Raw genomic sequence first — 24,960 nt, 5'->3', positions numbered from 1 at the left:
TGAGTTAGAAAATCTACTATCTAAACCCCAAAATATAAACTCTTTCTATTATGATGGATCTACTAAAAATAATGGCTGATCAAATTCTACTGGAGAAGAATCATCTACTAAAACTTTAACGATTTTACCTGAAACTTCAGATTCTATTTCGTTGAATAATTTCATTGCTTCAATTACACAAACTGTATCACCAGAATTAATTGAAGTACCAACTTCAACAAAATTTGGTTTGTCTGGAGCAGGCTTTCTGTAAAAAGTACCAATTATTGGCGATTTTACTGTTATAAATTTAGATTCGTCATTGTCTGCAGCAGCAGGTACACTAGGATCTATTATTTGAGTTGTTATTGGTGCTGGAGCAGCTGGTTGTGCTAATGCTGCTACTGGTGCAGCTTGTACAATTGTAGTTTCAGTTTTTTCTGCACCTGTTCTAATTGTAATTTTAATATCTTCCATTTCTAACTTTACCTCGCTAGCGCCAGATTTTGCTACAAATTTTATAAGATTTTGAATTTCTTTAATATCCATATTTCTTATTATTTAGTTAATTAGTTTTTAAGAATTATACGCCCATTTTAGATAAATAGCTCCCCATGTGAAACCACCTCCAAATGCTGCAAAAATTAAATTATCTCCTTTTTTTAATTGATTTTCATAATCTGCTAATAAAAGTGGTAAAGTACCTGATGTTGTATTACCATACTTCTGTATGTTCATCATTACTTTTTCTGAACCTACACCAACTCTATTGGCTGTAGCTTCTATAATTCTTTTATTTGCTTGATGTGGTACTAACCATTGAATATCTTTTTCTGTAAGATTGTTTCTAGTTAACATTTTTTCAGAAACCTCAGCCATATTAGAAACAGCATATTTAAAAACCGTTTTACCTTCTTGATAAACAAAGTGTTTATTTGCCTGTACAGTTTCTAAAGTTGTTGGCATTAATGAACCACCTGCTTCTATTCTTAAAAAGTCTCTTCCTACACCATCACTTCTTAGGTACTCATCTTGTAAACCCAAACCTTCTTCATTGGGTTCAAATAAAGCAGCACCTGCTCCATCTCCAAAAATAATACAAGTTGCTCTGTCTTTATAATCTATAATTGATGACATTTTATCTGCACCAATTAAAAGTACTTTTTTATACCTACCAGACTCTATGTAACTAGCTGCTGTAGACATACCGTATAAAAAACTTGAACAAGCTGCCTGTAAATCGTAAGCAAAAGCATTAACAGCTCCAATTTCTGAAGCTACATATGCTGCTGTAGATGCTACTGGTAAATCTGGAGTAGCTGTACCCACTATTACCATATCTATTTCTGCAGGATCAATGTTTCCTTTAGCAATTAAATCTTCTGCAGATTTTATTGCTAAATATGAAGTACCTAAACCTTCACCTTTAAGAATTCTTCTTTCCTTTATTCCTGTTCTAGATGTAATCCACTCATCATTAGTGTCTACATAAGTCTCTAACTCTTTATTTGTTAGAATGTAATCAGGAACATATTTTCCTACTGCTGTAATTGCTGCAGAGATTTTTGCCATAATTAAAGTTTAATTTCTAAAGTTTAGAATGCTCAAAAGTAGTGAAAATTATTTCACTTTTTTAAGAGAAAAACATCTAAAGGGATTCATTTTAACTAAAAAACGAAAAAAAACTCTCAAAATTTGAGAGTTTTCGTATTTTTTAAAAATCTAGTTTCTAAGCTTCTGCTGCTGCAGATTCTAAAACAACTTGACCTCTGTAATATAATTTACCTTCATGCCAGTGAGCTCTGTGATATAAGTGTGCTTCACCTGTTGTTGGGTCTGTAGCAATTTGCTGATCAGATGCTTTATAATGTGTTCTCCTTTTATCTCTTCTTGTTTTAGATATTTTTCTTTTAGGATGTGCCATTTTATGTCTTTTTTTCTGTTATTAAATTCTTTAATTTATCCCACCTTGGGTCTGTAGTTTCTACAGTTTTTTCTTCTTTAATTTCTAGTTCTTTTAATTTATCTAATGCTTCAGATTCCATTGTGCCATCTATTACTTTTGGATGCACTCTTTTATTAGGAACTGCTAAAACAATCATTTCATAAATAAACTGAGCTACGTTAAACTCATAAGCTTCATGAGGTAAAATTAAAATCTCCTCATTATCATCATTATATTCTAGTCCAAACTTTACTACTAAAGGTAATTCTGAATCTATTTCTTGATCATATAACTCATTTGTTACATCACAAGGAACTTCTACAGTACCTTCTGTTAAAAAATTAAGCTCAAATAATGTGCTTTTTTTCACGAAATCTAAAGAAACTTTAATCGATGAACTTGTAAAATCATCGTAATTAAAAGCTTCAAAGAACTTGTTATCAATTGAATAATCAAACTTGTGTTTTCCTTCTTTTAATCCTACAAACTGTATGTTGAATTGCTTTAAGTCTTTCATTGTCAAACATCAATTGAGCGTGCAAAGATACAAAAAAATGTATTTCTGCCATATTTTTATAAAAAAAAAGATTATTTTTTAAATTTACCTTACTACCAAAGGTTTTTCTGTTAATTCGTTATATTCTTTTCTACTTTTAAAAATTTGAATAGCTGTAAACAAAGCTTCTTGAAACGAAGAAGGGTTAGCTAAGTTTTTACCAGCAATATCATAACCTGTTCCATGATCTGGTGAGGTTCTTATTTTACTTAACCCTGCTGTAAAATTAACTCCTTTACCAAAAGACAGTGCTTTAAAAGGCGCTAATCCTTGATCATGATAGGTTGCCAAAACTCCATCAAACTGCTTATAACTTTCTGAACCAAAAAAACCATCTGCTGCATAAGGGCCAAATACTAACTTACCTGTTGCAGCAATTTTATTTACAGTAGGTTTTATAACCTCATCATCTTCTTTACCAATTACGCCATGATCTCCACAATGCGGATTTAATCCTAAAACAGCAATTTTAGGTTTGCTAATTCCGAAATCTTGTTTTAAAGATTTATGCATGGTTTCTACCTTACTTTTTATCAATTCTGGTGTAATAGATTCAGCAACTTTAGATATTGGAATATGACCTGTTATTAAACCAATTCGTAATTCATCCGTCATTAAAATCATTAAAGATTTACCTTCTAAATTGGCTTCTAAATATTCTGTATGTCCAGGGAAATTAAATTCTTCTGATTGTATATTTTCTTTGTTGATTGGTGCTGTTAATAAAACATCTACCTTACCTTCTTTTAAATGTTTAGTTGCAGACGCTAAAGATCTTGCAGCATATTCTCCAGAAACTTTAGTTGCTGTACCCAATTCTATTTTTACATCTTCTTTCCAGATGTTTAAAACATTTATTTTAGAATGATTTACTTGATTTAAAGAATTGATTCCCTGCACAGGCACTTCAATACCCAAAGCCTTTTTATGAAAAGAAATAGCTTTTGTAGCTCCAAATAAAACAGGTGTACAAAAATCTAACATTCTCTTATCTTGAAACGTCTTTAAAATTACCTCAATGCCAATTCCGTTTAAATCTCCAATTGAAATTCCTACGATTATTTTATCAGTTTTATCCATAGTAAACCTTGTAATATGCTTATTTTTGTAAGTACAAAAGTAACCAATTTTTAACGATATGTTTACAGGAATCATAGAAACACTTGGCACAGTAACAAACGTAGTAAAAGAACAAGAAAATGTTCATTTAACTATTCAAAGTACAATTACAAATGAATTAAAAATAGATCAAAGTGTAGCTCATAATGGAGTTTGTTTAACTGTAGTTGCCATTAATAATGATGAATATACTGTAACTGCCATTAAAGAAACCTTAGATAAAACAAATATTGGAAAACTAAAAATTTCTGATATTGTAAATCTAGAACGTGGTATGAAATTAGGTGACAGGCTTGATGGACATATTGTACAAGGTCATGTAGATGAAACTGGTATTTGTAAAATCATTAAAGATGAACAAGGAAGCACTGTCTATACTTTTGAGTATAATTCTGATAAAAATAACGTAACCATAGAAAAAGGTTCTATTACTATAAATGGCGTGAGTTTAACTGTGGTAAACTCTACCAAAAACGGATTTTCAGTTGCCATAATTCCTTATACTTGGGAAAACACAACTTTTAAAACATTACAAGTTGGTGATTCTGTTAATTTAGAGTTTGATGTAATTGGAAAATATGTTGCTCGTTTAACTACTTTGTAAACATTATGATTTATAAAACTAATTCACAGTAACATAAATAGTGTCCATAACTTTTCCTTTATTGTCTAATTTTATTTTTTGAATATATTTATTTTCAAATGAAATTTCATTTTTTTTTTGATTTCCAGGTATGAATTTCACTTTATAATAAATATTTTTTTCGAAATTACCAGCGTAACTTTTTGTTGTTTTACCCAAAAAGTCTTTCCCTTTATATCTAAATTTGTATTTATATAATAATCCATTATACCTTACTATTCTTAAAGAAGTTACTCCGTAAACTATACCATAAGCTTCATCTTTATTAGAAAAAAATTCTGTTTTATCATTTAGATAAATATATAAACCATAAACTAAGAGTAAAGAGCCGAGAATCCAAGAATATTTTCTAAAAAAATCAAAAAGATGAATACTAGTAAACTTCATTAAACCTTAGCCTCTTTTTTATGCAGAAATCGTGTTAATTTCATAGAAAGATCTAACAAAATAATTTTTGCATTTCCATTTCTTTCTATATGATACATAGCTTCGCTAATTTCTTTTTCGATATCTAAAATGTTTCCAGAATGTACAAAAGGTGCAAATTTAGACAATTGAAAACCCGTTTTAGATTCCATAAAAACCAAATTATCTGACTTGTAATTTAGCAAAAGTGCTTGTCTAAAAAACTGCAAACAATATTCTAAAAAACGTTTTTGAGTTTCTCTACCCGATTTTGCAATAGCTTCTGACCAACCAATTAATTGTTGTACAACAGCTGCATTCCCTTTTGCCTTAAATGCTGTTCTAATCCAAGTTACAAACCATTCTTCAAAAACCAAATCAGAAGAATCGTTATGCAAAAGATGCAAAGCTTTATTAAAATTTCCTTCTGCTTGGTGTGCAATATTTGCAGCTTTGTTATCATCTACTTGATGATTAACTACTAAAGTATTTGCAATATCTTGTTCTGATAAAGCTGGAAAATGTAAAGCCTGACAACGCGATTTTATGGTATTTATAATCTGTTCTTCGTTTTCGGTTATCAACAAAAAAACAGTTTTTTCTGGTGGTTCTTCTATCAGTTTTAATAATTTATTTGCTGCAGCAATGTTCATTTTTTCTGCCATCCAAATAATCATCACCTTAAAACCACCTTCGTAACTTTTTAATTTTAGCTTTTTTACAACAGCCTCAGCTTCATCAACACCAATTAAACCTTGCTTATTTTCTACTCCAATATGTTGCAACCAATTAAACAAACTTCCATAAGGTTGCGTATCTATAAATTCGCGCCAATCTTCTAAAAACAAATTACTAACTGGGTGTTTTTTAACAGAATCGTTAGTAGTTACAGGGAAAGCAAAATGCAAATCTGGGTGCTGCAATTTGTTACATTTTAGGTTACAAGCATCTACATTATCAGAAAAATTACACAACAAAAACTGAGCATAAGCAATTGCCATTGGCAAAGTACCACAACCTTCTTTACCTACAAATAATTGTGCGTGAGGAATTCTGCCATTTTCAGCAGAAGTTTGCAAATGTTTTTTTATGTGTTCTTGACCTATAATTTGGTTGAAAAGCATAGGCAAATATAAAAATTTGTTCGCCACTAAATCATAATTTATAATTATAAATAGAGCGTAGTTTCTTAAAGTTTAAATTAGTGATTTAAGAACTAAAATCTAAACAATTATTTTACGCAAACGTTATCTTAACTTTTAAGTTATCAATTTTAGTAAACGTAAATAAAAAAGTATTTTTGTTAAAAATACTTTCAAACAATGAAAACATTAAACGATTTTAATTTTAAGAATAAAAAAGCAATTATACGTGTAGATTTTAATGTGCCTTTAAATGATAAATTTGAAGTTACTGATGCAACTAGAATTCAGGCTGCAAAACCTACAATTATTAAGATTTTAGAAGATGGAGGAAGCTGTGTTTTAATGTCGCATTTAGGAAGACCAAAAGGTAAGCAAGATGAGTTTTCTTTACAACACATTGTTGCTAAAGTAAAAGAGATTATTGGCGTTAATGTAAAATTTGTTGATGATTGTATAGGTGAAAAAGTAGAAGAAGCTGTTGCCAATTTAGAAGATGGAGAAATTCTTTTATTAGAAAACTTACGTTTTTACGAAGAAGAGAAAAAAGGCGATGTTGCTTTTGCAGAAAAACTATCTAAATTAGGTGATATTTATGTAAATGATGCTTTTGGTACTGCACACAGAGCACATGCATCAACAACTATTATTGCTCAATTTTTTGAAGAAAACAAATGTTTTGGTAGCTTATTAGCAAGAGAAATTGAAAGTATAGATAAAGTTTTAAACAATTCAGAAAAACCAGTTTTAGCAATTTTAGGTGGTGCAAAAGTATCATCAAAAATTACTGTAATCGAAAATATTTTAGACAAAGTAGATCATTTAATTATTGGTGGTGGTATGACTTTTACTTTTGTAAAAGCACAAGGTGGTTCTGTAGGTGATTCTATTTGTGAAGATGATAAAATGGAATTAGCTCTAGATATTTTAAAACAAGCCAAAGAAAAAGGTGTACAAATACATATACCTGTTGATGTTATTGCTGCTGATGATTTTAGCAATACTGCAAATACTCAAGTTTTAGATGTAACAGAAATTCCTGATGGATGGCAAGGTTTAGATGCTGGACCAAAGTCTTTAGCAATTTTTGATGAAGTAGTTAACAAATCGAAAACTATTTTATGGAATGGTCCTTTAGGTGTTTTTGAAATGGAATCTTTTGCAAAAGGTACTATTGCTCTTGGGCATTCTATTGATAAATCTACACAAAATGGAGCATTTTCTTTAGTTGGTGGTGGAGATTCTGTTGCTGCTGTTAAACAATTTGGTTTTGCTGATAAAGTAAGTTATGTTTCTACTGGTGGTGGAGCAATGTTAGAAATGTTAGAAGGTAAATCTTTACCTGGTATAGAAGCGATTTTAAAGTAAACGTTTAGTACGTTTTTTGTTTATAAATTTAAGCGTGTAATTTTAAAAAATTACACGCTTATTGTTTTATCATACTTTAAGTTATAATTTAGCTACTTCATTTACATTTTATAAAAAAGGCACGAATAAATATTACATAATGAAATACACTAAATTACCAAATACAGATATTAAAGTTTCTAAAATTTGCTTAGGAACAATGACTTGGGGTAAACAAAATACACAAGAAGAAGGTTTTGAACAGATGGATTATGCCTTAGAACAAGGTGTTAATTTTTTTGATACTGCAGAATTATATGCTGTACCTGCAAAACCTGAAACTTATGGTGCTACAGAAAAAATTATTGGAAATTGGTTTAAAAAAACAGGCAATAGAGACAAAGTAGTTTTAGCAAGCAAAATTGCTGGTGCTGGGCCTTATACTGCTCATATAAGAGAAAATGGTTTTGCAAAAGAAGCTTTAATAGAAGCTGTTGATGGTAGTTTAAAAAGGTTACAAACAGATTATATAGACTTATATCAATTACATTGGCCAACAAGAGGTGTAAATACTTTTGGGCTTAGAGATTACCCATATAAAACCTCTGCAAAAGAAGCAGAAAATCATTTAGAAATTTTAGAAACTTTACAAGGTTTTATAAAACAAGGGAAACTAAAACACATTGGCTTGTCTAATGAAACGCCTTGGGGAACAATGAAATATTTACAAACTTCTGAAAGTAATAATTTACCTAGACCTGTAACCATTCAGAATTCGTATTCTTTGGTGCATAGAGGTTATGAATTTGGTATGAGCGAGGTTTCTTTAAGAGAAAACATTGGTTTATTAGCATACTCTCCTTTAGCACAAGGTGTTTTAACTGGTAAATATTTAAGAGGAAAAAAACCTGCTGATGCAAGAGGAATTTTATTTCCAAATTATATTTTAAGATATCAAACAGATTTGGTGGAATCTGCTGTTTTAAAATATGAAGAATTGGCTAAAAAAAACGGATTAACTTTAGCAGAAATGTCTTTGGCTTATATAAATCAATTGCCATTTGTAACCGCAAATATTATTGGTGCTACCAAAATGAATCAGTTAAAGGAAAACATTAATTCTATAAATATCGATTTATCTGATGACGTTTTAGAAGAGATAGAAGCAATTCATAAATTAATACCAAATCCTGCGCCTTAAGATTGGATCTATTTTTGAGAGTTTAATTTAAAAAAAATCCAAAGTAATGTTACTTTGGATTTTTTTTTGACATATTTTATTTAGATCTAAATTTAAAAACCCTACCATCTTTTAAACCATAAACTTCTTTACTTTCTTTACAAGTTGCAAAACCATCTTCATCAAATTCTAGTGTGTGCCCATATTCGCTTACCCAACCAATTTGTTTTGATGGATTGCCAACTACTAAAGCGTAAGGTAAAACTTCTTTTGTAACAACAGAACCTGCACCTATAAAAGCATATTCTCCAATATGATTACCGCAAATTATAGTTGCATTTGCACCAATACTTGCACCTTTTTTTACAATTGTTTTTAAGTATCTATTTTTTCTATTGATAGCACTTCTTGGGTTTATCACATTTGTAAAAACCATTGATGGCCCTAAAAAAACATCATCTTCGCAAGTAACACCAGAGTAAATAGACACATTATTTTGCACTTTTACATTTTTACCCAAAACCACATTAGGAGAAACCACAATGTTTTGACCAAGATTACAATTTTCCCCAATTTTACTATTAGACATAATATGACTAAAATGCCAAATTTTAGTTCCTTTTCCTATTTTACAATTATTATCTACAACAGCTGTTTCGTGTGCAAAGTATTCCATAACAAAATATTAGGTTAATTTTTAGTTCTGTAAATGTACTAAATATAAAAACCCAACTATATAGTTGGGTTTATTTTTTAAATGTACTAATTTTTACTCTATTATAAAAGAAATTGGCAGATTATACTTGACTTTTACAGCTCTATTGTGCTGTATTCCTGGAGAAAATTTTGGTAGTTTTTGAATTAACTCTTTGGTTTCTAACTTTAATTTAGCGTGTGGAGCTCTAATTTTAATATCAACTACATTACCTTTATCATCAATAATAAATTGTGTGCTAATTCTGTATTTACCAGAATTTAGACCTAAATCATTTGCTAAACCAACATCGAAATTACGTTGTACAAATTTCTTCATTTTTTTATCAAAACAAATTCTATTTTCTTCTTTTGATAATCCTTCACAACCTTTAAAAACAGGTGCATTTTGTACAAAATCGTAAGGTACATCTTCAATAACTGTTTCTGGTATATCTACTTCAATGATATCACCTTCGTTTAATTCTACAGTTTCTTCTTCTGTAGGGTCAAGATTAACAATAGTTTCAGTAATAATATCATTATCTCCTTTTTCTACAGGTTCATCCTCTAGAAAAACAGATTTCTGATCTACTTTAATCTTTGGTTCATTTTTGGGTTCTCGTTTAAAAACGGGGACTTCATCTGGATTAAGATACACTGTTTCTGGCTGATGAAATTGTTTAGCCACTACAGGTTTTTGCTCGGTTTTGTGCTCTAATGTTAGGTAGACAATAAAAAGCACTAATACAAGTCCTAACTGGGTAAAAATGGTTGAGAACTTTTCTAATTGTTTGGTTGGTAGTTTTTTCACGTTTTTCATAATTAGAAAGTTTTAAAATGTTAAGTTTTTGTTAAACCAAATAACGTGCCAAAAAAAATAATTCAATTGATATTCAAAATATTATGTTCAAAATCGGTTTATACTTATTTTTACAAAGTGAAAAAGATTAAAAGAATTATATTAATAATAATATCGAGCAGTGTTCTTTTTTTTGGAAGTTGGGTTTTAATTCAAGAATTTAATTTCTACACTATTGTTCCTAAAATTCAAAAAGACCCCAGTTTATTAATTCCTGTTTTTATAACCGTTTTTTCAGTTTTTAGTGTGCTATTTGGCATCTACAAAATTCAAAAAAACACTGTCTTTAACTCAAACATCTACAAAATTTTAAGAATAGGAGATTTTATTTATTCAACTTCTTTTTTAGTATTCTTAATTGTTGGAGTATACTTTATTTTTAAAAATTTAAACATAATTAAAATTGATAAAAGCTTAATTATTTTTGGGATTATTTTTATCCTTTTTTTATACAACTTTTTTCTAATAATAGACAATGTTCAATATCAAAAAGAGCAAAAAGATTTATCTAAAAAAGATGACATTGCTGATATAGGTACATAAAAAAACAGCATCAAAAAAAATTTTGATGCTGCAACACAATTAGGTTAAAATAACCTTTATCTATCAATTGCGATTTTCTTATTTAATAATTAATTTTTTAGATATTATTCCTATTTCTGATTTTACTCTTATAAAATAGATTCCTGTTGATAAATTAGCAACGTTAATATCTAATTCAGATTTGTTTAATCCATTTTGGCTGAAAATTTTATCGCCTAAAATACTATAAACATCTACTTTTTGAAGTTTAGTATTATTAGTTAATGAGACTGATACTTTTGATTTTGCTGGATTTGGATACACCAATAATTTTACATTTTGCTCTGTAAAATTTTCTATTGATAGCACACTAGATTCACTTGCTGTTAAGGTAAATGTTCCTAAATCATTCTGATTTACTGAGCTTTTATTTGAAGAAGCTTCTAGCCAAACTTTTAAATAAAATTTAGTACCTACACTCAAGTTTTTTAATGAAATTGATGTTCCGCAAGTAATTGGAACTAAACTTGAACAGGATTGATACACTGCAAATTTTAACTGACCTCCAAAACCTGAACCTTCTATACTAAACTCGCCAGTATTTGGTACAATTACAGAAAACCAAACGTCTGCAATTACATTACCTACAGCACAAGTTGGGTTGTTATTAGAAGTTCCGCTATTTACATCTCCTGGTGTTTGCTGCCCAAATGTTAGCGGAATTGCTTTTGCACAATCGTCATTTGCTGGTGCACAATCTGTAGAATAATTAGCTGTTGCGTCTTTATTTGTCCAATTAGAGTTACTAAAAGAAACATCATCTACTTCTATACAGGTTAAATTTGGGTTGCCAGTAATACTAAAATTTGTAATATTAGTATTATTGCCATTTTTAAGCATTAAATCTTCTAAAAGATTATCATCTAAATCAAGCCAAAATAAATTGTTGTTTTGTCTAATATCTACATATTTTAGTTGATTTTCATTTGCTATAAAGGCTAGTAAATCTATGTTAGAAATTAAATTAATTGTAGTTATTTGATTTTTGTAAACCGATAAACTTTCTAAATTTATTAATTGACTTACTTCTAAAAAGGTTAAATTATTTTCGCCAACATCTAAGCTTTTTAAAGCTAAATTGTTTGATAAATCTAGCTGAGATATTTGATTATTTGCAATAAGTAATACTTCTAAATTTGTGTTTTTACTAAAATCTACTTGGGTAATTGCGTTATTTTTAGCATTTAAATCTACTAGATTTGTAAAATCTTCTATACCTGTTAAATCAGAAATATTTTTTGATTCTATGTTTAATGTAGTTAATGCTTCTATTAACTCTGTACTTACCAAATTATCATCAGCAACTCCATTACCAACATTTATAGACTCTAAATAAGCCTCAAAATTTGCATCAGTTATAGATGTAAATTTTGGACAACTAGTATTAAATGATGTATGTGCATCAATAGCGTTCCAAGTTGCATTTGCGTCTCGCCAAGTTGTTTCGCTAAAAGTTTCATCATCAACTTTAATACAGTTTAAATTAGGATTATCAGTAGTAAAAAAAAGTGTAATATTTGTGTTGTTTCCATTTTTTACATCCAAAGAAATTAGCTCATTATTTGTTATGGTTAACTGAGTTAATTTATTGTTATTACTGGTATCAAGATTTCTAATTTTATTATAATCAGCATATAAAAAAGCAAGTTCTAAATTATTACTAACATCTAAATTATTAAGATTGTTGGTATTACATTCTAATGATGTTAACAAAATATTTTTTGATAAATCTAGTGCTGATATTAAATTATTACCAATATTTAACACTTCTAATTTTGTATTGCTTGCTATGTTTAAAGAAGAAATTTGATTATTAAAACACCATAAACTAGTTAAATCTGGCAACATAGAAACATCTAAATTTGTAAGCTGATTTGTACCTACATGTAACTCTTTTAATTTTACATTTTTACTTGCATCTACTGTTGTTAATGCATTTGTAAAAAGGTCTAAAATTTCTAAGTTTGTGTTTTTAGAAAGATCAATAGTTGTAATTGTATTGTCTCTTGCAACCAACTCTGTTAAAGCTATAAACTCATCTATTCCTGTTAAATCTGTAATACTTTTATCACCAATATCTAAAGTTGTTAAGGCAGCAATTTTTGCAGTTTCTACATAACCATCGTTATTTATTCCATTTCCTAGTCCTAAAGATTCTATGTGCAATTCAAAATTATCATCTGGAATATAAGTGTAATCAACACATTCTTCTACAAATAAACTAGTTGTGTCTTTATACCAAGAAATATGATTCTTACTATAATCTTCATCATCAACTAAAATACACATTAAACTTGGGTTTAATTTGCTAGAAAAATAGATGATGTTTATGTTGTACCCATTTTTTAGGTTTAGTTCTGTGAGTTCGTTTTTTTCACAATTTATTCTCTCTAGAAGTGTATTTTCTGTAAAATTTAAGCTGGTTAATTTATTATCATCAGCATTAAATCTTTTTATTTTTATATTTTTAGAAAGATCTATTTGAGTAATTGTATTTCCTTCTAAATCTACATCTTCTACATCTACTAATTTTGTAATATCTATAGCTGTTAGTTGGTTAGAAGAAAGATTTAATTCTGTTAACTTTGTATTATTAGATACATCTATTGTAGTTAATTGAGTTTCTTCTATTGATAATTCTGTTAAATTGATGTTGTTTGAAACGTCTAATGAAGAAAACAGTGCATCAGTAACATATAATGATGTTAAGTTTACATTGTTGGAAACATCTAATGAAGTTAAAGAATTACCTGTGTTAAAAATAGAAATTTCAGTAAGATTTACATTTTTAGAAGTATCTATGGATGAAATTTCTGTATTACTTAAAGATAGTATTTCTAAATTAGTGTTTTGAGTAATATTTAAACTCTTTAATGGATTATCTTGAAAATATAAATGCGTAAGTGCAGCAAAATCTTCTATACCTGTTAAGTCTATAATATTATCTACAATACCAATGTGTAATTGGGTAACATCTTTAATATCATCTGTTAATACTTTTCCGTTTATGGTATTATCTGAGTCATAACCCTTGTCTATTAAAAATTGTTCAAAGTATGGATCTGGGATTGCAGTGTAATCTTCTCCAACAATATCACCTTCTGTAATGGTTCCAAAATCTTTCCAAACATCAGCTGCTTGATAATCTGGAACTTTGCCTTGAGGAACTTCTAAACCAACATTAGACAAAGTTACACCTCCAAATAAATCTGATTGAACAGTTAATGGTGTTAACCAGTTTACTTTTACCTTCTCTAAGGCTGTACAATTTATAAAAACACCTAATCCAAAATTAGTAATAGAATCAGGAAGTTCAATTTCTTTTAAGCTTGTACAATTATAAAATGCTAACTCACTAATTTCTATAACCGAATTTGGGATTGTTATTTCTGACAAAGTTGTACACTCATAAAATGCTGACTCATCAATTTCTAAAACTGAATCTGGAATTACTATTTCTGACAAACTTGTGCAACTTCTAAATGTACCTTTATCTATATGTTTTAATCCAATTGGTATATTAATATTGGTTAAACTTGTACACTCATAAAATGCACCTCCTCCAATTTCTAAAACTGAATCTGGGATTGTTATTTCTAACAAACTTGTACAACCTGAGAAAGTTTGCTCTCCAATTTCTGTGAAATCACTATTAATATTTACAGTATTTAAATTTGTACAAAAGGCAAAAGCTCTTAAATCTGTAATTTTATTACTAGCTGAAAATGTTATACTTTCTAATGATGAACAACTAGAAAAAGCACTTTTGGGTATTGTTTCTACATTTGGCATTGTAACATCTGTTAAACTATTACATTGAAAAAATGAAAACTCTCCAATACTTATTACAGATTCTGGGAAATTTATTTCTTCTAAATTTACACAATAACTAAAAGCACTAATACCTATACTTTTTAGGTTTTCTTTTAAAGTGATATTTTTTAAATTCTCACAATTATTAAATATTCCAGAAGGCAATACTATTATAGATTCTGGTATTGTAATATTTTGTAAAGCAGTACAACTATCAAACATATTTTCTCCTAAACTAGAAAGTCCATTTGATAGGTTTACTGTTGTTAAGTTTTCGCAGCCATTAAATATTCCAGAATCAAAATCAGTAATTGTATTTGGTATTGTTACACTTGTTAAAGCACTCCTATCAAAAGATAACCAACCTAAACTAGTTAATGAACTTGGAAAGTTTATTGATGTTAAATTTGCACACTCTGCAAACGCACTTTTACCTATAGAAGTCAATGAATTTGGTAAAACTATATTTTGTAAACCAGTTTTTCTAAATGTTCTTTCTTCAATAGTAGTAATTGAGTTTGGCAACTCAATACTTAATAAACTTTCATTTTCTTCAAAAACTTGATTTTTAATAGAAGTTACAGTATTTGGTATAGTTACATTGCTTAATTTTGTACAACCGTCAAATGCTCTTTGCTCTATAGTTTTAATGTGAGGTGGAATAACTATTGTTTCTAAAGCAGTACAACCTTCAAACATTTGTTCTGGTATTTTATCAATTTGATTGGGTAGATTTACAATATCAATCAAAGAAGAACAAAAACTAAAAACTTCTTTACCAAGTGAAGTTATAGTATTTGGTAAATTTACTTCTGTTAAAGTACTACAACCATTAAAAGCATAATCTCCAACAATAGATACATTTGGTAATATAAAATTTTGTAAACTATTACAAGATTTAAAAGCACCTGATTTAATTTCACTTAATTTAGAAGAACTATTAAAAGTAATTGTTTCTAATGCACTACAATTTTCAAAAGCATCTTCCCCTATAGAAGTCATATTATCTGGAATATTTATGTTTTTTAACTTTTTACAAAATCGAAAAACAGCTTCATCAATAATTTCTAAATTTCCAGAAAGGGTAACATCAGTTAAGTTTTCACAACTTTGAAATGCTCTTTCTTTAATTGTTGTTACAGAATTTGGTATTACTATCTCTGTAAGACTATCACACCCAGAAAATGAAAATGTACTTATAGACTCTAAACTACTGGGTAAAACCAAATTTGTTAAATTAATACAGCCCGAAAATGCAGATGGACCAATTTGTTTTAAAGAATTAGGTAAGGTTATTTGAGTAAGAGTTGTACAGTTTTTAAATACATCTATGTTTATTCTAGTAACCTTGAAAGTATCTCCTTGATAAGTAACTGCAGCCGGTATTGTAACAATATCTTTACAAACAGCATTTGTAATTTGTACAGATTTTGGATCAGTCCCAAGAGATTTGTAAGTGAAATCACCAATAGTAAATGTTTGTGCTTGTATAGTTCCTACAGAAATAATAAAAGCGAATATTAATAGTAATCTTGTTTTCATAGTATTTAGTTTTTAAAATCCCATTTTTTTGTAATCGTTGGTATTAATATTTACTGATTTATCAGAAATATTTACAACTTGCATTGTAAATTCTTTTCCTTGATGATGGCTGTTCATTTCTAAAACAAAACCAGAGAAATAGGGATTATTCATTTTCATACCCAACATTGGCAATGCTTTATTCTGAATAGGAAAATCTTCTGAAACCCAAAAAGTAACACTTCCTTTAGAGTTAGTATAATCATAATCTACCTTAACTTCTTCGCATAAATAGCCAATAATTGTTTTGGTATTTCCTGTTTTTATATATTCAAAATCTCCTTCTTCTGGTAACTTATCTTCCATATCAAATTGATTACCCATCTGTGCTAAAGAAGTAGATTTTTTAATTTTCATACCAGCCATATTCATAAACATCGTAGATGATTTTGGTGTATTTACAACCAACATTTCTTGACCTTGCATTTCTTTTGAATTTAAAGAGATTCCATAAATATCTGGGTAACTACCTGTTAAAAAAACAATGTTTTGAGAATCGCCTCTATCATCTGTCATTTTAAGTTCTATACTTTTATTAAAACTGAATGTAGAAGGAATGTTTACAGTGGGTACTACTTTACTAAACATTGCCATTTTTTCATCTTCAGAAAGAGCATCTACAGGATCTTTTTCTTCTGATTTTAATTCTTTTGTTATGGTGTATTCTGGTTCTGTAGTGTTAATCATTCCGTTTATAGAAACAGAAGTATTGTTGGTAAAACCCTCATTATCTTTATGATTATCTATTTTTGCATCCCCAGAAAAATTGAGGCTAACATTTTTATCTTTATTAAAAGTTATTGTAGCAGTACCAGAAATTAATTCGAAATTTTGAGGTGCATGTTCTTGCCCTCTCTCATAAGTATATTTTCCTTTTACTAAAGCATTGTATGCTAATTTTAAAGTAGCTTCTTCAGGAATTTTAAAAGTTTTATTATTTAAATCTGCTATATTTTCTAAGTTAATAATCGTTAAAATATAGCCATCAAAAACATCTGCATCAGAGGTTCTCCAAGAACCTTCTATTTTAATTTTATTAGCTTCTTTATTTACTTTGGTTTTTGATACGTCGTTTACACTAAAACTGCCATAAAGTGAAGTGTGATTTATAGAAGCAGAACCATAAGATTTTAGTCTATCATCAACAATATTTGTTTTCGGTTCTTCTGTTTTGCTTGTTTTCTTTTTTCCATAAAGAATACTATCTACTTTTTTATCAGCTTCTTTTTCAATTTTATTTTCAAGTTTTTGTTGTGCTTTCTTTTTTAGTTTTTTCCAAAGTTGTGCATTTGTAGAAAGTGCTAGAGATAAAAACAAAAAACTTAATATTATTTTTTTTGAAATTTTCATAATCAATATAATTTTTGGTTGATATTATATAACCACAAATATTCTTTTTATATCAACCAAAAAAAAGAGAAAATGTATAACCTGTAGTATTTACTGTATGCTTTGGTGCTTCATAAATAAATGAATTTACATACCAATTATCATTAAAACAGTACTAAAAACAAGTAAAACTCTGCCATTTGCACAACTGTAAAACTTAATTGAGAAATATATTTTAACTTTGAGAAAATTGACTAAGATGATTAAAGCTGTAATTATAGATGATGAGCCAAAAGCCATACAAGGTTTAAATTGGGAATTGTCTAATTTTAACAATGAACTAGAAGTTGTTGCTACTTTTACTGAGCCAGAAAAAGCAATTCCTTATTTAAAAAACGCTAAAATAGATTGCCTTTTTTTAGATATAGAAATGCCAACTATGGATGGTTTTCAGTTTCTAGAAAAGTTAGAGAATAAAGATTTTGCTGTAGTTATTACTACTGCTTATAATGAATATGCCATAACTGCATTAAAAAAAGAAGCCATAGATTATTTGCTAAAACCAATAGATACTGATGATTTGGCTGATACCATTCAAAAAATAAAAAAATACAATTCTAAAAGCTATAATGCAGACAAGTTTGAAGATATTTTACTAAAATTCAACAACAAATTACATCACAAAAAAATAACCATAAATACAGATGGTAAATTGGTTTTTTTAGAACCAAAAGACATTTTTTATGTAGAATCTGATGGTAATTATTCTACTTTACATTTGTCTGATAACAAGAAAATTGTAGTTACAAAAAAACTAAAAGAAATTAACGAACTTTTACCTTCTGATCATTTTTTTAGAATACATAATTCTTACATCATCAATCTAAATAAAATTAAAGAATTTTTAAAGTCTGATGGTTATATTGTTTTAGAAAACAATGCTAAAATTCCTGTTTCTAGACAAAGAAAATCAGAATTTTTAGAAAAATTATAAGCTAATATATTATGCTCAAAATACTCCTGTTTCTTATTTGCTTTTTCTTTTTTACTACTACAAATGCGCAGAAAAAAAAGATAGATTTTAATACTCAAATAGACAGTATTTTAAAAAAAAGACCCACAACTTATAAAAGTATTAATCTTTATTTAAGACCATTTAGAAGAGATACTGTCAAATTAAAAACATTAGCAAATAGGTTCGAAAAATCGAATTATTTAGATGGTAAGGCCTATGTAGAAAACCTTTTAGGTATACAATACAGAAATTATTCTTTATACCCAAAAGCAATTACTGCACATACATCTGCGTTAAAAACTGCTCAAAAAGCAAATAGTATAGAGTTTGAGGTATTTAGCTTAAATATGTTAGGTGTAGATTATAGAAAAATGGATGCAAACAGAACTGCTTTAGATTATAATCATGAGGCTTTAAAGTTAGCAGAAACTGTTGCTGAACCCAGCCTTGGCTTAAGAAGAAGTATTGCTGTTTCTTTAAATAGTATGGGTAATATTTACCTACTTTTAAAACAGTACGATTTAGCTATTGAGCGTTTTAAAAAATCTCAAGAAATAGAAAAAAGTATTAATAACGAGCTTGGTTTAGCTATTAATTATCAAAATATAGGTTATGCAAAAGATGCACAAGGCAAAACCGAAGAAGCTTTAGGTTATTTCGAAAAATCTTTAGCTATTAACAATAAAATAAATAACACTTTTGGGCAAATTATTTGTAAAAGTAGCATTGCAAATATGTACATAAAACAGGGTAACCCAAACAAAGCTATAGCATTATTAAAAGTAAATTTAGTAACCGCAGAAAAGTTAGGTAACAAAAAATATTTATCTTATGAATACTTAAATTTAGGATGGGCTCAATCCAAATTAGGGTTATATTTAGAGGCAGAAAAAAACTTAAACATAGGTTTAAATATTGCTAAAAAATATGACCTTTCTTCTTCTTTATCTTATGCTTACAGCCATCTTTCTGAGCTCTATGAAAGTAAAAATGATTATGAAACTGCTTTAAAATTTTATAAACTATCAGACGAATTTGAAAAGAAGATTTCTAACGAAAGAACTATACAATATGTAAATGATTTAATTATAAAATACGATAGCGAAAGACAAAATAATGAGATAAAAAACCTTGCCAAACAAAATGAAATTGCACAATTACAATTAGTAAAAAACCGAAATATTTGGGTAATTGTTTTGGTTAGTTTTATTTCTGTAATTAGTCTTTTATATTTCTTGTACAGACAACGTTTATTAAAAAATCAGAAAAGGATTTTAACCTTAGAACAAGACGTTTTACGCACACAAATGAATCCTCATTTTATTTTTAATGCCTTAAATTCTATTAAGCATTACATTATAAATAACGAGCAAAAAAATGCAGTGCATTATTTAAATAAGTTCTCTAAATTAGTACGTAAAATATTAGAATCATCTACCTTAAAAGAGGTTTCTTTACAAGAGGAATTAGAAACTATGGACTTGTATATGAACATAGAAAACATTCGTTTTTCTAATGAAATCGATTATGTTATTAATGTTGATGAAAGCTTAGATTTATCAAAAATAAAAGTACCTCCTTTAGTTTTACAACCCTTTTTAGAAAATGCTTTATGGCATGGATTATCATCTAAAAAAGGAAATAAAAAAATAACATTATCTGTTTTTAAACCTTCTAAAGATTTCATTCAGATTGATATAGAAGATAATGGAATTGGACGAACAGCCTCTGCTAAAATAAAATCTGAAAAAGTAATTAATAGAAAATCTATAGGAATTAATTTAACCAAAGAACGCTTACAGAACTTTATTAAAGATTTTCAAAACCCTTTTAGTCTTATTTTTAATGATTTATTTGATGATGAGAAAAAACCAAAAGGAACCAAAGTTGCTCTGAAAATACCTATAAGTTAAAAAATGTATGAGCCTATTTTTTCAAGATTTTTCCTCTTGGTTACAAGGGATGCTTTTTATTTTAATTGCATACCATACAACATCTTATTTTTTTACAAGAGATAAGAGTTTTGCTATTTATGCAGCTTTTTTATTATTGGTTACTATTTATTTAATTCCGAAAACAAATAATGCTACTTCTTATTATTTAGCAGAAAAATTTAGTTATTTTTTTAATGCATTTAACTGGATTATTCAGATTTGGTATTGGATGTTATACAGTTGGTTTTGTATACATTTCTTAAACTTAAAAGAAAAAGATATACGTTTAGCTGTACAAATAATGCTGTATATTTTAGTAACAACTGTTTTTTGTACACTGTTTTTTATTGTAGATTATTACTTGTTTCATCAACAATATATGACTCGCTTTTTCTTATTCGTTTACACACCAGTAACCTTATTAATTATTTCATTTTTTATAAAAGCTATTTATCAATTTAAAGATAAAGTGAATAATTTTTTTGTAGTTGGCTTAATCTTTTTTGTTGGTTTTTCTGTATTAGCTCTTTGTTTATCTTTTGTAAAAAATTACCCATTTAAAAACATAGATCCAATAGATTTTTTTATGATTGGTGTTTTATTAGAAGCCATAATTCTTTCTATTGGCTTGGCTTATAAATACCATAATTACAGAAAAGAAAGAGATAATTATAATGCTCTCTTAATTGCTGAACTGCAAAAAAATGATACTTTAAAAGATCAATTAAATGAAAAATTATCAGAAAAAGTTGAGAGTCATAAATTAGCAGAAGTAGAGGCTTTGTACGAAAAACAGATAAACGAACTCAAGCTAACAAGTTTATTAAGTCAAATGAATCCGCATTTTATATTTAATGCATTAAACTCAATTAAGCTTTATATTATAAATCACGAACCCAAAATTGCTGCTTATTATTTAAATAAATTCTCTAAGTTAATTCGTAAAATATTAGAAGCTTCAACCAATAAAGAAGTAACATTACAAGAAGAGTTAGAAACTATGGATTTGTATATGACTATAGAAAACATCCGTTTTTCTAATGAGATAAATTTTAATATCAACGTAAACGAAAACATCAATTTAAAAGGTATATCAGTGCCTCCATTAGTTTTACAACCTTTTTTAGAAAATGCGATTTGGCATGGTTTATCCTCTAAAAAAGAGGATAAAAAAATTAACCTATCTATAATTAAATCATCTAAAAAACACATTTTAATTATTATAGAAGATAATGGAATTGGTCGTAAAGCTTCTGCTAAAATTAAAGCAGATAAATCTATCAATAGAAAATCTATAGGTATTAGTATTACAAAAGATCGATTATCTAATTTTGTAAAAAACTTAAATAATGATTACACAATTATTTATGATGATTTATTTGATGAAAACAAAAAACCTATTGGAACTAAAGTAGTATTAAGCATACCTTTAGCTTAAAAAAATGAAAAACATTACAAGTAGTTTTTTTAACGAATCGCCTCATACAAATGGAGTATTATTGTTTGTACTTGGTATTGTTTTTTTATTAACTATTTATAATTATTTATCTTATTATCAGCATAAAAGTAAAACCTACCTTTATTATGCAACCTATACATTTTTACTGTTTTTAGCGTACTTTACTTTTACCAAAAACGATTTTTTAGATCAACTAACCACACCTTTACAAAACTTTTTTTCTCTTACGCATGAGTTTTGGGTTTGGTTATACAACATTGCTTATTATCTTTTTGCTTTCAGGTTTTTAAACTTTAAAACACATTATAAAAAACAAACAAAAATTATAAAATACATTCTTTTATTTTTATTCATTTTGGGCTTTATTGGCTTTACAACTACGCTAGTTTTAAACGATAAAAACTTACTAATTACCTTGTATTTATTTGCGTACATACCTATAATCATATTACTTACTCTATATTGTTTTTATCTGGTTTATAAAACTCCAGAAAAAACGAAAAACTATATTTTAATAGGTTCTTTTATATTATTTATCTCATCTCTATTAACAATTTTAATTATTGAATTTCAGATTTTTACCAATAACTCAGCAACTGGTTTTCTTATCTTTTATTTAGGTATTGTTTTAGAAAACATCTTCTTTTCTTTAGGCTTAGGCTTAAGGCAAAAAATTCTTTTAAACGAAAGAAATGAAGCCAAAAATCAACTAATTTTAAAGCTACAAGAAAACAAAGAATTAAAAGAAGAAATGAATTTTCAATTAACTGAAAAATTGAATGTTTTAAAAGAACAAATTACCCTAAAAGAAGAAATAGACGATTTAAAATTAATAACACTTAAAAATCAAATGAATCCTCATTTTATTTTTAATGCTTTAAACTCTATAAAACTGTATATTATAAATAATGAAAGAAAAAATGCTACTTACTATTTAAATAAATTCTCTAAACTAATTCGTAAAATTTTAGAGGCTTCTAGCCAAAAAGAAACCACTTTAAACAACGAATTAAAAACGATGGATTTGTATATGAATATAGAAAATATTCGGTTTTCTAACGAAATAGATTTTGAAATTATAAGTGATGAAAACCTAAATTTAGAAACCATAAAAGTACCTCCCCTTGTATTTCAGCCATTTTTAGAAAATGCTTTGTGGCATGGATTATCATCTAAAAAAGGAGATAAAAAAATACGATTATCTGTTTCTAAAATTGATGAAAATTATATAAAAATAATTATTGAAGACAATGGAATTGGTAGAGATGCTTCTGCTAAAATTAAATCAGAAAAATCGATTAATAGAAAATCTGTTGGTATTTATTTAACCGAAAAAAGGTTAAATAATTTTGTTAAAAATTACAACAACAATTTTTCTATAAATTACGAAGATTTAAAAGATAATAAAAAGAATTCTCTAGGCACAAGAGTAATTATAGCACTGCCTCTATTCTAAGTGTTTGACTGCTACTTTTTCTAATTCATCATACCAATTTTGCCCAAACTTTCTAATTAAAGCTTGCTTTACAAATTTATAAATTGGCACTTGTAATTCTTTACCTAAAGTACAAGCGTCATCGCAAATTTCCCATTTATGGTAATTTACTGCAGAAAATTCACTGTAATCTTTAACTCTTACTGGGTATAAATGACAAGAAACTGGCTTTTTCCAACCAATTTCTCCTTGGTTATATGCTTCTTCAATTGCACAAAGTGCTGTGTTTTTTTCATCAAAAATAACATAAGCACAATCTGCACCATTAATTAAAGGTGTTTCTAGTTCACCCCATTCACTTGTAGTCCAAGCTCCTTGTTTCTCAATTGCTTCTATACCTTCTTTTCTTAAAAAAGGTTTTACTTTCGGATAAATTTCGTCTAAAATTTGGGCTTCTTCTTTTTCTAATGGTGCACCAGCCTCACCATCTACACAGCAAGCACCTTTACATGCAGATAAGTTACAGACAAAATCTTTTTCTATAATATCTTCTGAAACAATCGTTTTTCCTAGTTGAAACATATCCGCAAAAATAAGTATATTTTTTTCTGTTTTATTGTGATTTACTAAATTTTAGTTAACTAATTTTGCAAAAAATTTAAAAATTAAAATGGATTTTAATATCAAAGAAATAATAACTGCTTTTATGGTATTATTTGCGGTTATCGATATTATTGGAAACATACCAATAATCATAGATTTACGTAAAAAAGTTGGTCATATTCAATCTGAAAAAGCATCTTTAATTGCTGGTTTTATTATGATACTTTTTCTTTTTGTAGGGCAAAGTTTATTGGGTTTAATAGGTATAGATGTAAACTCTTTTGCTGTTGCTGGTGCTTTTGTACTATTTTTTATAGCTTTAGAAATGGTTTTAGGTATAACTTTATATAAAGATGATGATAGTAACCCTTCTTTAACAGCTACTGTTTTTCCTTTAGCTTTCCCTCTAATTGCAGGGCCAGGTAGTTTAACAACTTTATTATCTTTAAGAGCAGAATTTGCTATAGAAAATATTATTATTGCTGTGCTTTTAAACATTATTTTTCTTTATATTGTTTTAAAAACCTCAACAAAAATAGAGCGCTTGTTAGGTGCAGCTGGTATCCAAATTATTCGTAAAGTTTTTGGAGTAATTTTACTAGCAATTTCTGTAAAATTATTTGCTCAGAATATTAAAATGTTATTTATATAATATGATTTATGATTGTTTAATTATTGGTGGTGGTGTTTCTGGAATGCAGTGTGCTTTAGTTTTAGGTTCTGCTAAAAACAAACCTTTTGCTGCCAATAAAAACATCGGAATTATTTTACATCAAAGAGCGTCTCATTTAGAAAATGCTCTTTTTAATAACGTTTTAGGTTTATCAGCAAAAACATTAGGTAAAGATATTTTAACTAATGGTAAAACACAATTAAACAATTTGTATCCTCAAATAAATCAAATAGAAAATGAAAAAGTAATTTCTGTTGATAAAAATGATGATACTTATAGTATAACTACAAATAAAGATACTTATTACTCTAAAATTGTAGTACTAGCCTTAAACTATTCTAAACCATTTGCTATAGATGGTTTAGATGAGTTTATTATACCTCATAAAAAAGCGAATGCTCAAAAAGACAGAGTTCAGTTAAAAAACAATGACCATTTTATAAAGAAAGGTTTGTATTGTTGTGGTACAATTGCTGGTCATAGAAGTCAATTTGCAATTGCAGCTGGTAGTGGAGCCTCTTTAGCTACAGATATTCTTACACTTTGGAACGATGGTAACCACACCAAAGTTCATGATAAAATATGATGGAAATCATATTTTAACCTTTAATTTATTTATAATTTTATAATCAGAAATCAAATAATTAAGAATTTGATAATTCTGG

Annotated in this window: 22 protein-coding genes; 10 read left to right on the top strand and 12 right to left on the bottom strand. The window is 27.9% G+C overall.

The genetic code is table 11. The features are described from left to right. Positions 1 to 48: 48 nt before the first annotated feature. The 5 genes from accB to pdxA all read right to left on the bottom strand — a co-directional run bounded on the left by accB (position 49) and on the right by pdxA (position 3,560). Positions 49 to 528: an acetyl-CoA carboxylase biotin carboxyl carrier protein gene (gene accB, locus KO506_RS09040; RefSeq protein WP_215994582.1), complete on the bottom strand. Its 480-nt coding sequence runs from the start codon at positions 526 to 528 to the stop codon at positions 49 to 51. A gap of 27 nt (positions 529 to 555) precedes the next feature. Beyond that, on the bottom strand, positions 556 to 1,551 hold the full coding sequence (locus KO506_RS09035; protein ID WP_215994581.1) for a beta-ketoacyl-ACP synthase III: 996 nt from the start codon (positions 1,549 to 1,551) through the stop codon (positions 556 to 558). A gap of 157 nt (positions 1,552 to 1,708) precedes the next feature. Then, entirely contained in the window at positions 1,709 to 1,903 is a 195-nt protein-coding gene (rpmF, locus tag KO506_RS09030; protein ID WP_215994580.1) for a 50S ribosomal protein L32, read from the bottom strand. Between the two features lies 1 nt (position 1,904). Continuing rightward, a complete protein-coding gene (locus tag KO506_RS09025) occupies positions 1,905 to 2,441 on the bottom strand; it encodes a YceD family protein (protein ID WP_215994579.1) in 537 nt (178 codons plus the stop codon). Between the two features lie 84 nt (positions 2,442 to 2,525). Next, positions 2,526 to 3,560, bottom strand: coding sequence for a 4-hydroxythreonine-4-phosphate dehydrogenase PdxA (pdxA, locus tag KO506_RS09020; RefSeq protein ID WP_215994578.1), 1,035 nt, complete (start codon positions 3,558 to 3,560; stop codon positions 2,526 to 2,528). Positions 3,561 to 3,618: 58 nt separating this feature from the next. Here pdxA and KO506_RS09015 point away from each other — a divergent pair, with 58 nt between their 5' ends. Further along, positions 3,619 to 4,203: a riboflavin synthase gene (locus KO506_RS09015; RefSeq protein WP_215994577.1), complete on the top strand. Its 585-nt coding sequence runs from the start codon at positions 3,619 to 3,621 to the stop codon at positions 4,201 to 4,203. An 18-nt stretch (positions 4,204 to 4,221) separates the two neighbouring features. On the opposite strand, the gene KO506_RS09010 is transcribed toward KO506_RS09015, so the two are convergent. Both KO506_RS09010 and KO506_RS09005 read right to left on the bottom strand, forming a co-directional pair. Continuing rightward, positions 4,222 to 4,629 (bottom strand): hypothetical protein, encoded by a 408-nt coding sequence (locus KO506_RS09010; protein ID WP_215994576.1) that lies wholly within the window; start codon positions 4,627 to 4,629, stop codon positions 4,222 to 4,224. Then, positions 4,629 to 5,771: an ATP-binding protein gene (locus KO506_RS09005; protein WP_215994575.1), complete on the bottom strand. Its 1,143-nt coding sequence runs from the start codon at positions 5,769 to 5,771 to the stop codon at positions 4,629 to 4,631. Before KO506_RS09005 ends, KO506_RS09010 begins: the two co-directional genes overlap by 1 nt. Positions 5,772 to 5,969: 198 nt before the next feature. Between KO506_RS09005 and KO506_RS09000 the strand changes: the two genes are divergently transcribed. Then, a complete protein-coding gene (locus KO506_RS09000) occupies positions 5,970 to 7,157 on the top strand; it encodes a phosphoglycerate kinase (protein ID WP_215994574.1) in 1,188 nt (395 codons plus the stop codon). Positions 7,158 to 7,296: 139 nt separating this feature from the next. After that, positions 7,297 to 8,337 (top strand): aldo/keto reductase, encoded by a 1,041-nt coding sequence (locus KO506_RS08995; RefSeq protein WP_215994573.1) that lies wholly within the window; start codon positions 7,297 to 7,299, stop codon positions 8,335 to 8,337. Between the two features lie 76 nt (positions 8,338 to 8,413). On the opposite strand, the gene KO506_RS08990 is transcribed toward KO506_RS08995, so the two are convergent. Beyond that, positions 8,414 to 8,992 (bottom strand): acyltransferase, encoded by a 579-nt coding sequence (locus tag KO506_RS08990; RefSeq protein WP_215994572.1) that lies wholly within the window; start codon positions 8,990 to 8,992, stop codon positions 8,414 to 8,416. Between the two features lie 93 nt (positions 8,993 to 9,085). After that, positions 9,086 to 9,832: an energy transducer TonB gene (locus KO506_RS08985; protein ID WP_215994571.1), complete on the bottom strand. Its 747-nt coding sequence runs from the start codon at positions 9,830 to 9,832 to the stop codon at positions 9,086 to 9,088. Positions 9,833 to 9,949: 117 nt separating this feature from the next. On the opposite strand from KO506_RS08985, the gene KO506_RS08980 reads away from it, so the two are divergent. After that, on the top strand, positions 9,950 to 10,414 hold the full coding sequence (locus tag KO506_RS08980; protein ID WP_215994570.1) for a hypothetical protein: 465 nt from the start codon (positions 9,950 to 9,952) through the stop codon (positions 10,412 to 10,414). Between the two features lie 78 nt (positions 10,415 to 10,492). Here KO506_RS08980 and KO506_RS08975 read toward each other — a convergent pair whose 3' ends face one another. Beyond that, positions 10,493 to 15,808 carry a leucine-rich repeat protein gene (locus KO506_RS08975; protein WP_215994569.1) on the bottom strand — a complete coding sequence of 1,772 codons (5,316 nt, stop codon included), beginning with the start codon at positions 15,806 to 15,808 and terminating at the stop codon, positions 10,493 to 10,495. 12 nt (positions 15,809 to 15,820) lie between these two features. Continuing rightward, positions 15,821 to 17,197: a DUF4412 domain-containing protein gene (locus KO506_RS08970; protein WP_215994568.1), complete on the bottom strand. Its 1,377-nt coding sequence runs from the start codon at positions 17,195 to 17,197 to the stop codon at positions 15,821 to 15,823. A 238-nt stretch (positions 17,198 to 17,435) separates the two neighbouring features. On the opposite strand from KO506_RS08970, the gene KO506_RS08965 reads away from it, so the two are divergent. The 4 genes from KO506_RS08965 to KO506_RS08950 are packed head-to-tail and all read left to right on the top strand — an operon-like array spanning position 17,436 to position 23,040. Then, positions 17,436 to 18,170 (top strand): LytR/AlgR family response regulator transcription factor, encoded by a 735-nt coding sequence (locus KO506_RS08965; RefSeq protein WP_215994567.1) that lies wholly within the window; start codon positions 17,436 to 17,438, stop codon positions 18,168 to 18,170. 11 nt (positions 18,171 to 18,181) lie between these two features. Then, the gene (locus tag KO506_RS08960; RefSeq protein ID WP_215994566.1) at positions 18,182 to 20,104 is read left to right on the top strand and encodes a tetratricopeptide repeat protein; all 1,923 of its coding nucleotides are present in this window, start codon (positions 18,182 to 18,184) and stop codon (positions 20,102 to 20,104) included. A 7-nt stretch (positions 20,105 to 20,111) separates the two neighbouring features. Further along, positions 20,112 to 21,563 (top strand): sensor histidine kinase, encoded by a 1,452-nt coding sequence (locus KO506_RS17095; protein WP_252726825.1) that lies wholly within the window; start codon positions 20,112 to 20,114, stop codon positions 21,561 to 21,563. A 4-nt stretch (positions 21,564 to 21,567) separates the two neighbouring features. Then, entirely contained in the window at positions 21,568 to 23,040 is a 1,473-nt protein-coding gene (locus KO506_RS08950) for a sensor histidine kinase (RefSeq protein ID WP_215994565.1), read from the top strand. On the opposite strand, the gene KO506_RS08945 is transcribed toward KO506_RS08950, so the two are convergent. Continuing rightward, positions 23,032 to 23,601 carry a DUF3109 family protein gene (locus KO506_RS08945; RefSeq protein ID WP_215994564.1) on the bottom strand — a complete coding sequence of 190 codons (570 nt, stop codon included), beginning with the start codon at positions 23,599 to 23,601 and terminating at the stop codon, positions 23,032 to 23,034. The two genes, KO506_RS08950 and KO506_RS08945, sit on opposite strands and share 9 nt — an antisense overlap. Before the next feature lie 88 nt (positions 23,602 to 23,689). On the opposite strand from KO506_RS08945, the gene KO506_RS08940 reads away from it, so the two are divergent. Next, positions 23,690 to 24,274, top strand: a complete 585-nt coding sequence (locus KO506_RS08940; RefSeq protein ID WP_215994563.1) for a MarC family protein — start codon at positions 23,690 to 23,692, stop codon at positions 24,272 to 24,274. 1 nt (position 24,275) lies between these two features. Continuing rightward, on the top strand, positions 24,276 to 24,881 hold the full coding sequence (locus KO506_RS08935) for an FAD-dependent oxidoreductase (protein ID WP_215994562.1): 606 nt from the start codon (positions 24,276 to 24,278) through the stop codon (positions 24,879 to 24,881). Positions 24,882 to 24,960: the final 79 nt, after the last annotated feature.

Source organism: Polaribacter vadi (assembly GCF_018861005.1).
In the GTDB taxonomy this organism is placed as follows: domain Bacteria; phylum Bacteroidota; class Bacteroidia; order Flavobacteriales; family Flavobacteriaceae; genus Polaribacter; species Polaribacter vadi_A.
Note: the sequence above shows the minus strand (reverse complement) of the source record. Positions and strands in the feature narration are given on the sequence as shown.

Coding starts and splice junctions, on each gene's coding strand:
- KO506_RS08975 (WP_215994569.1), bottom strand. CDS start 15,808: ATGAAAACAAGATTACTATTAATATTCGCTTTTATTATTTCTGTAGGA.
- KO506_RS08990 (WP_215994572.1), bottom strand. CDS start 8,992: ATGGAATACTTTGCACACGAAACAGCTGTTGTAGATAATAATTGTAAA.
- KO506_RS08985 (WP_215994571.1), bottom strand. CDS start 9,832: ATGAAAAACGTGAAAAAACTACCAACCAAACAATTAGAAAAGTTCTCA.
- accB (WP_215994582.1), bottom strand. CDS start 528: ATGGATATTAAAGAAATTCAAAATCTTATAAAATTTGTAGCAAAATCT.
- rpmF (WP_215994580.1), bottom strand. CDS start 1,903: ATGGCACATCCTAAAAGAAAAATATCTAAAACAAGAAGAGATAAAAGG.
- KO506_RS09035 (WP_215994581.1), bottom strand. CDS start 1,551: ATGGCAAAAATCTCTGCAGCAATTACAGCAGTAGGAAAATATGTTCCT.
- KO506_RS09025 (WP_215994579.1), bottom strand. CDS start 2,441: ATGAAAGACTTAAAGCAATTCAACATACAGTTTGTAGGATTAAAAGAA.
- KO506_RS08940 (WP_215994563.1), top strand. CDS start 23,690: ATGGATTTTAATATCAAAGAAATAATAACTGCTTTTATGGTATTATTT.
- KO506_RS09010 (WP_215994576.1), bottom strand. CDS start 4,629: ATGAAGTTTACTAGTATTCATCTTTTTGATTTTTTTAGAAAATATTCT.
- KO506_RS08995 (WP_215994573.1), top strand. CDS start 7,297: ATGAAATACACTAAATTACCAAATACAGATATTAAAGTTTCTAAAATT.
- KO506_RS17095 (WP_252726825.1), top strand. CDS start 20,112: ATGAGCCTATTTTTTCAAGATTTTTCCTCTTGGTTACAAGGGATGCTT.
- KO506_RS08935 (WP_215994562.1), top strand. CDS start 24,276: ATGATTTATGATTGTTTAATTATTGGTGGTGGTGTTTCTGGAATGCAG.
- KO506_RS08950 (WP_215994565.1), top strand. CDS start 21,568: ATGAAAAACATTACAAGTAGTTTTTTTAACGAATCGCCTCATACAAAT.
- KO506_RS08970 (WP_215994568.1), bottom strand. CDS start 17,197: ATGAAAATTTCAAAAAAAATAATATTAAGTTTTTTGTTTTTATCTCTA.
- pdxA (WP_215994578.1), bottom strand. CDS start 3,560: ATGGATAAAACTGATAAAATAATCGTAGGAATTTCAATTGGAGATTTA.
- KO506_RS09005 (WP_215994575.1), bottom strand. CDS start 5,771: ATGCTTTTCAACCAAATTATAGGTCAAGAACACATAAAAAAACATTTG.
- KO506_RS08960 (WP_215994566.1), top strand. CDS start 18,182: ATGCTCAAAATACTCCTGTTTCTTATTTGCTTTTTCTTTTTTACTACT.
- KO506_RS09015 (WP_215994577.1), top strand. CDS start 3,619: ATGTTTACAGGAATCATAGAAACACTTGGCACAGTAACAAACGTAGTA.
- KO506_RS09000 (WP_215994574.1), top strand. CDS start 5,970: ATGAAAACATTAAACGATTTTAATTTTAAGAATAAAAAAGCAATTATA.
- KO506_RS08945 (WP_215994564.1), bottom strand. CDS start 23,601: ATGTTTCAACTAGGAAAAACGATTGTTTCAGAAGATATTATAGAAAAA.
- KO506_RS08965 (WP_215994567.1), top strand. CDS start 17,436: ATGATTAAAGCTGTAATTATAGATGATGAGCCAAAAGCCATACAAGGT.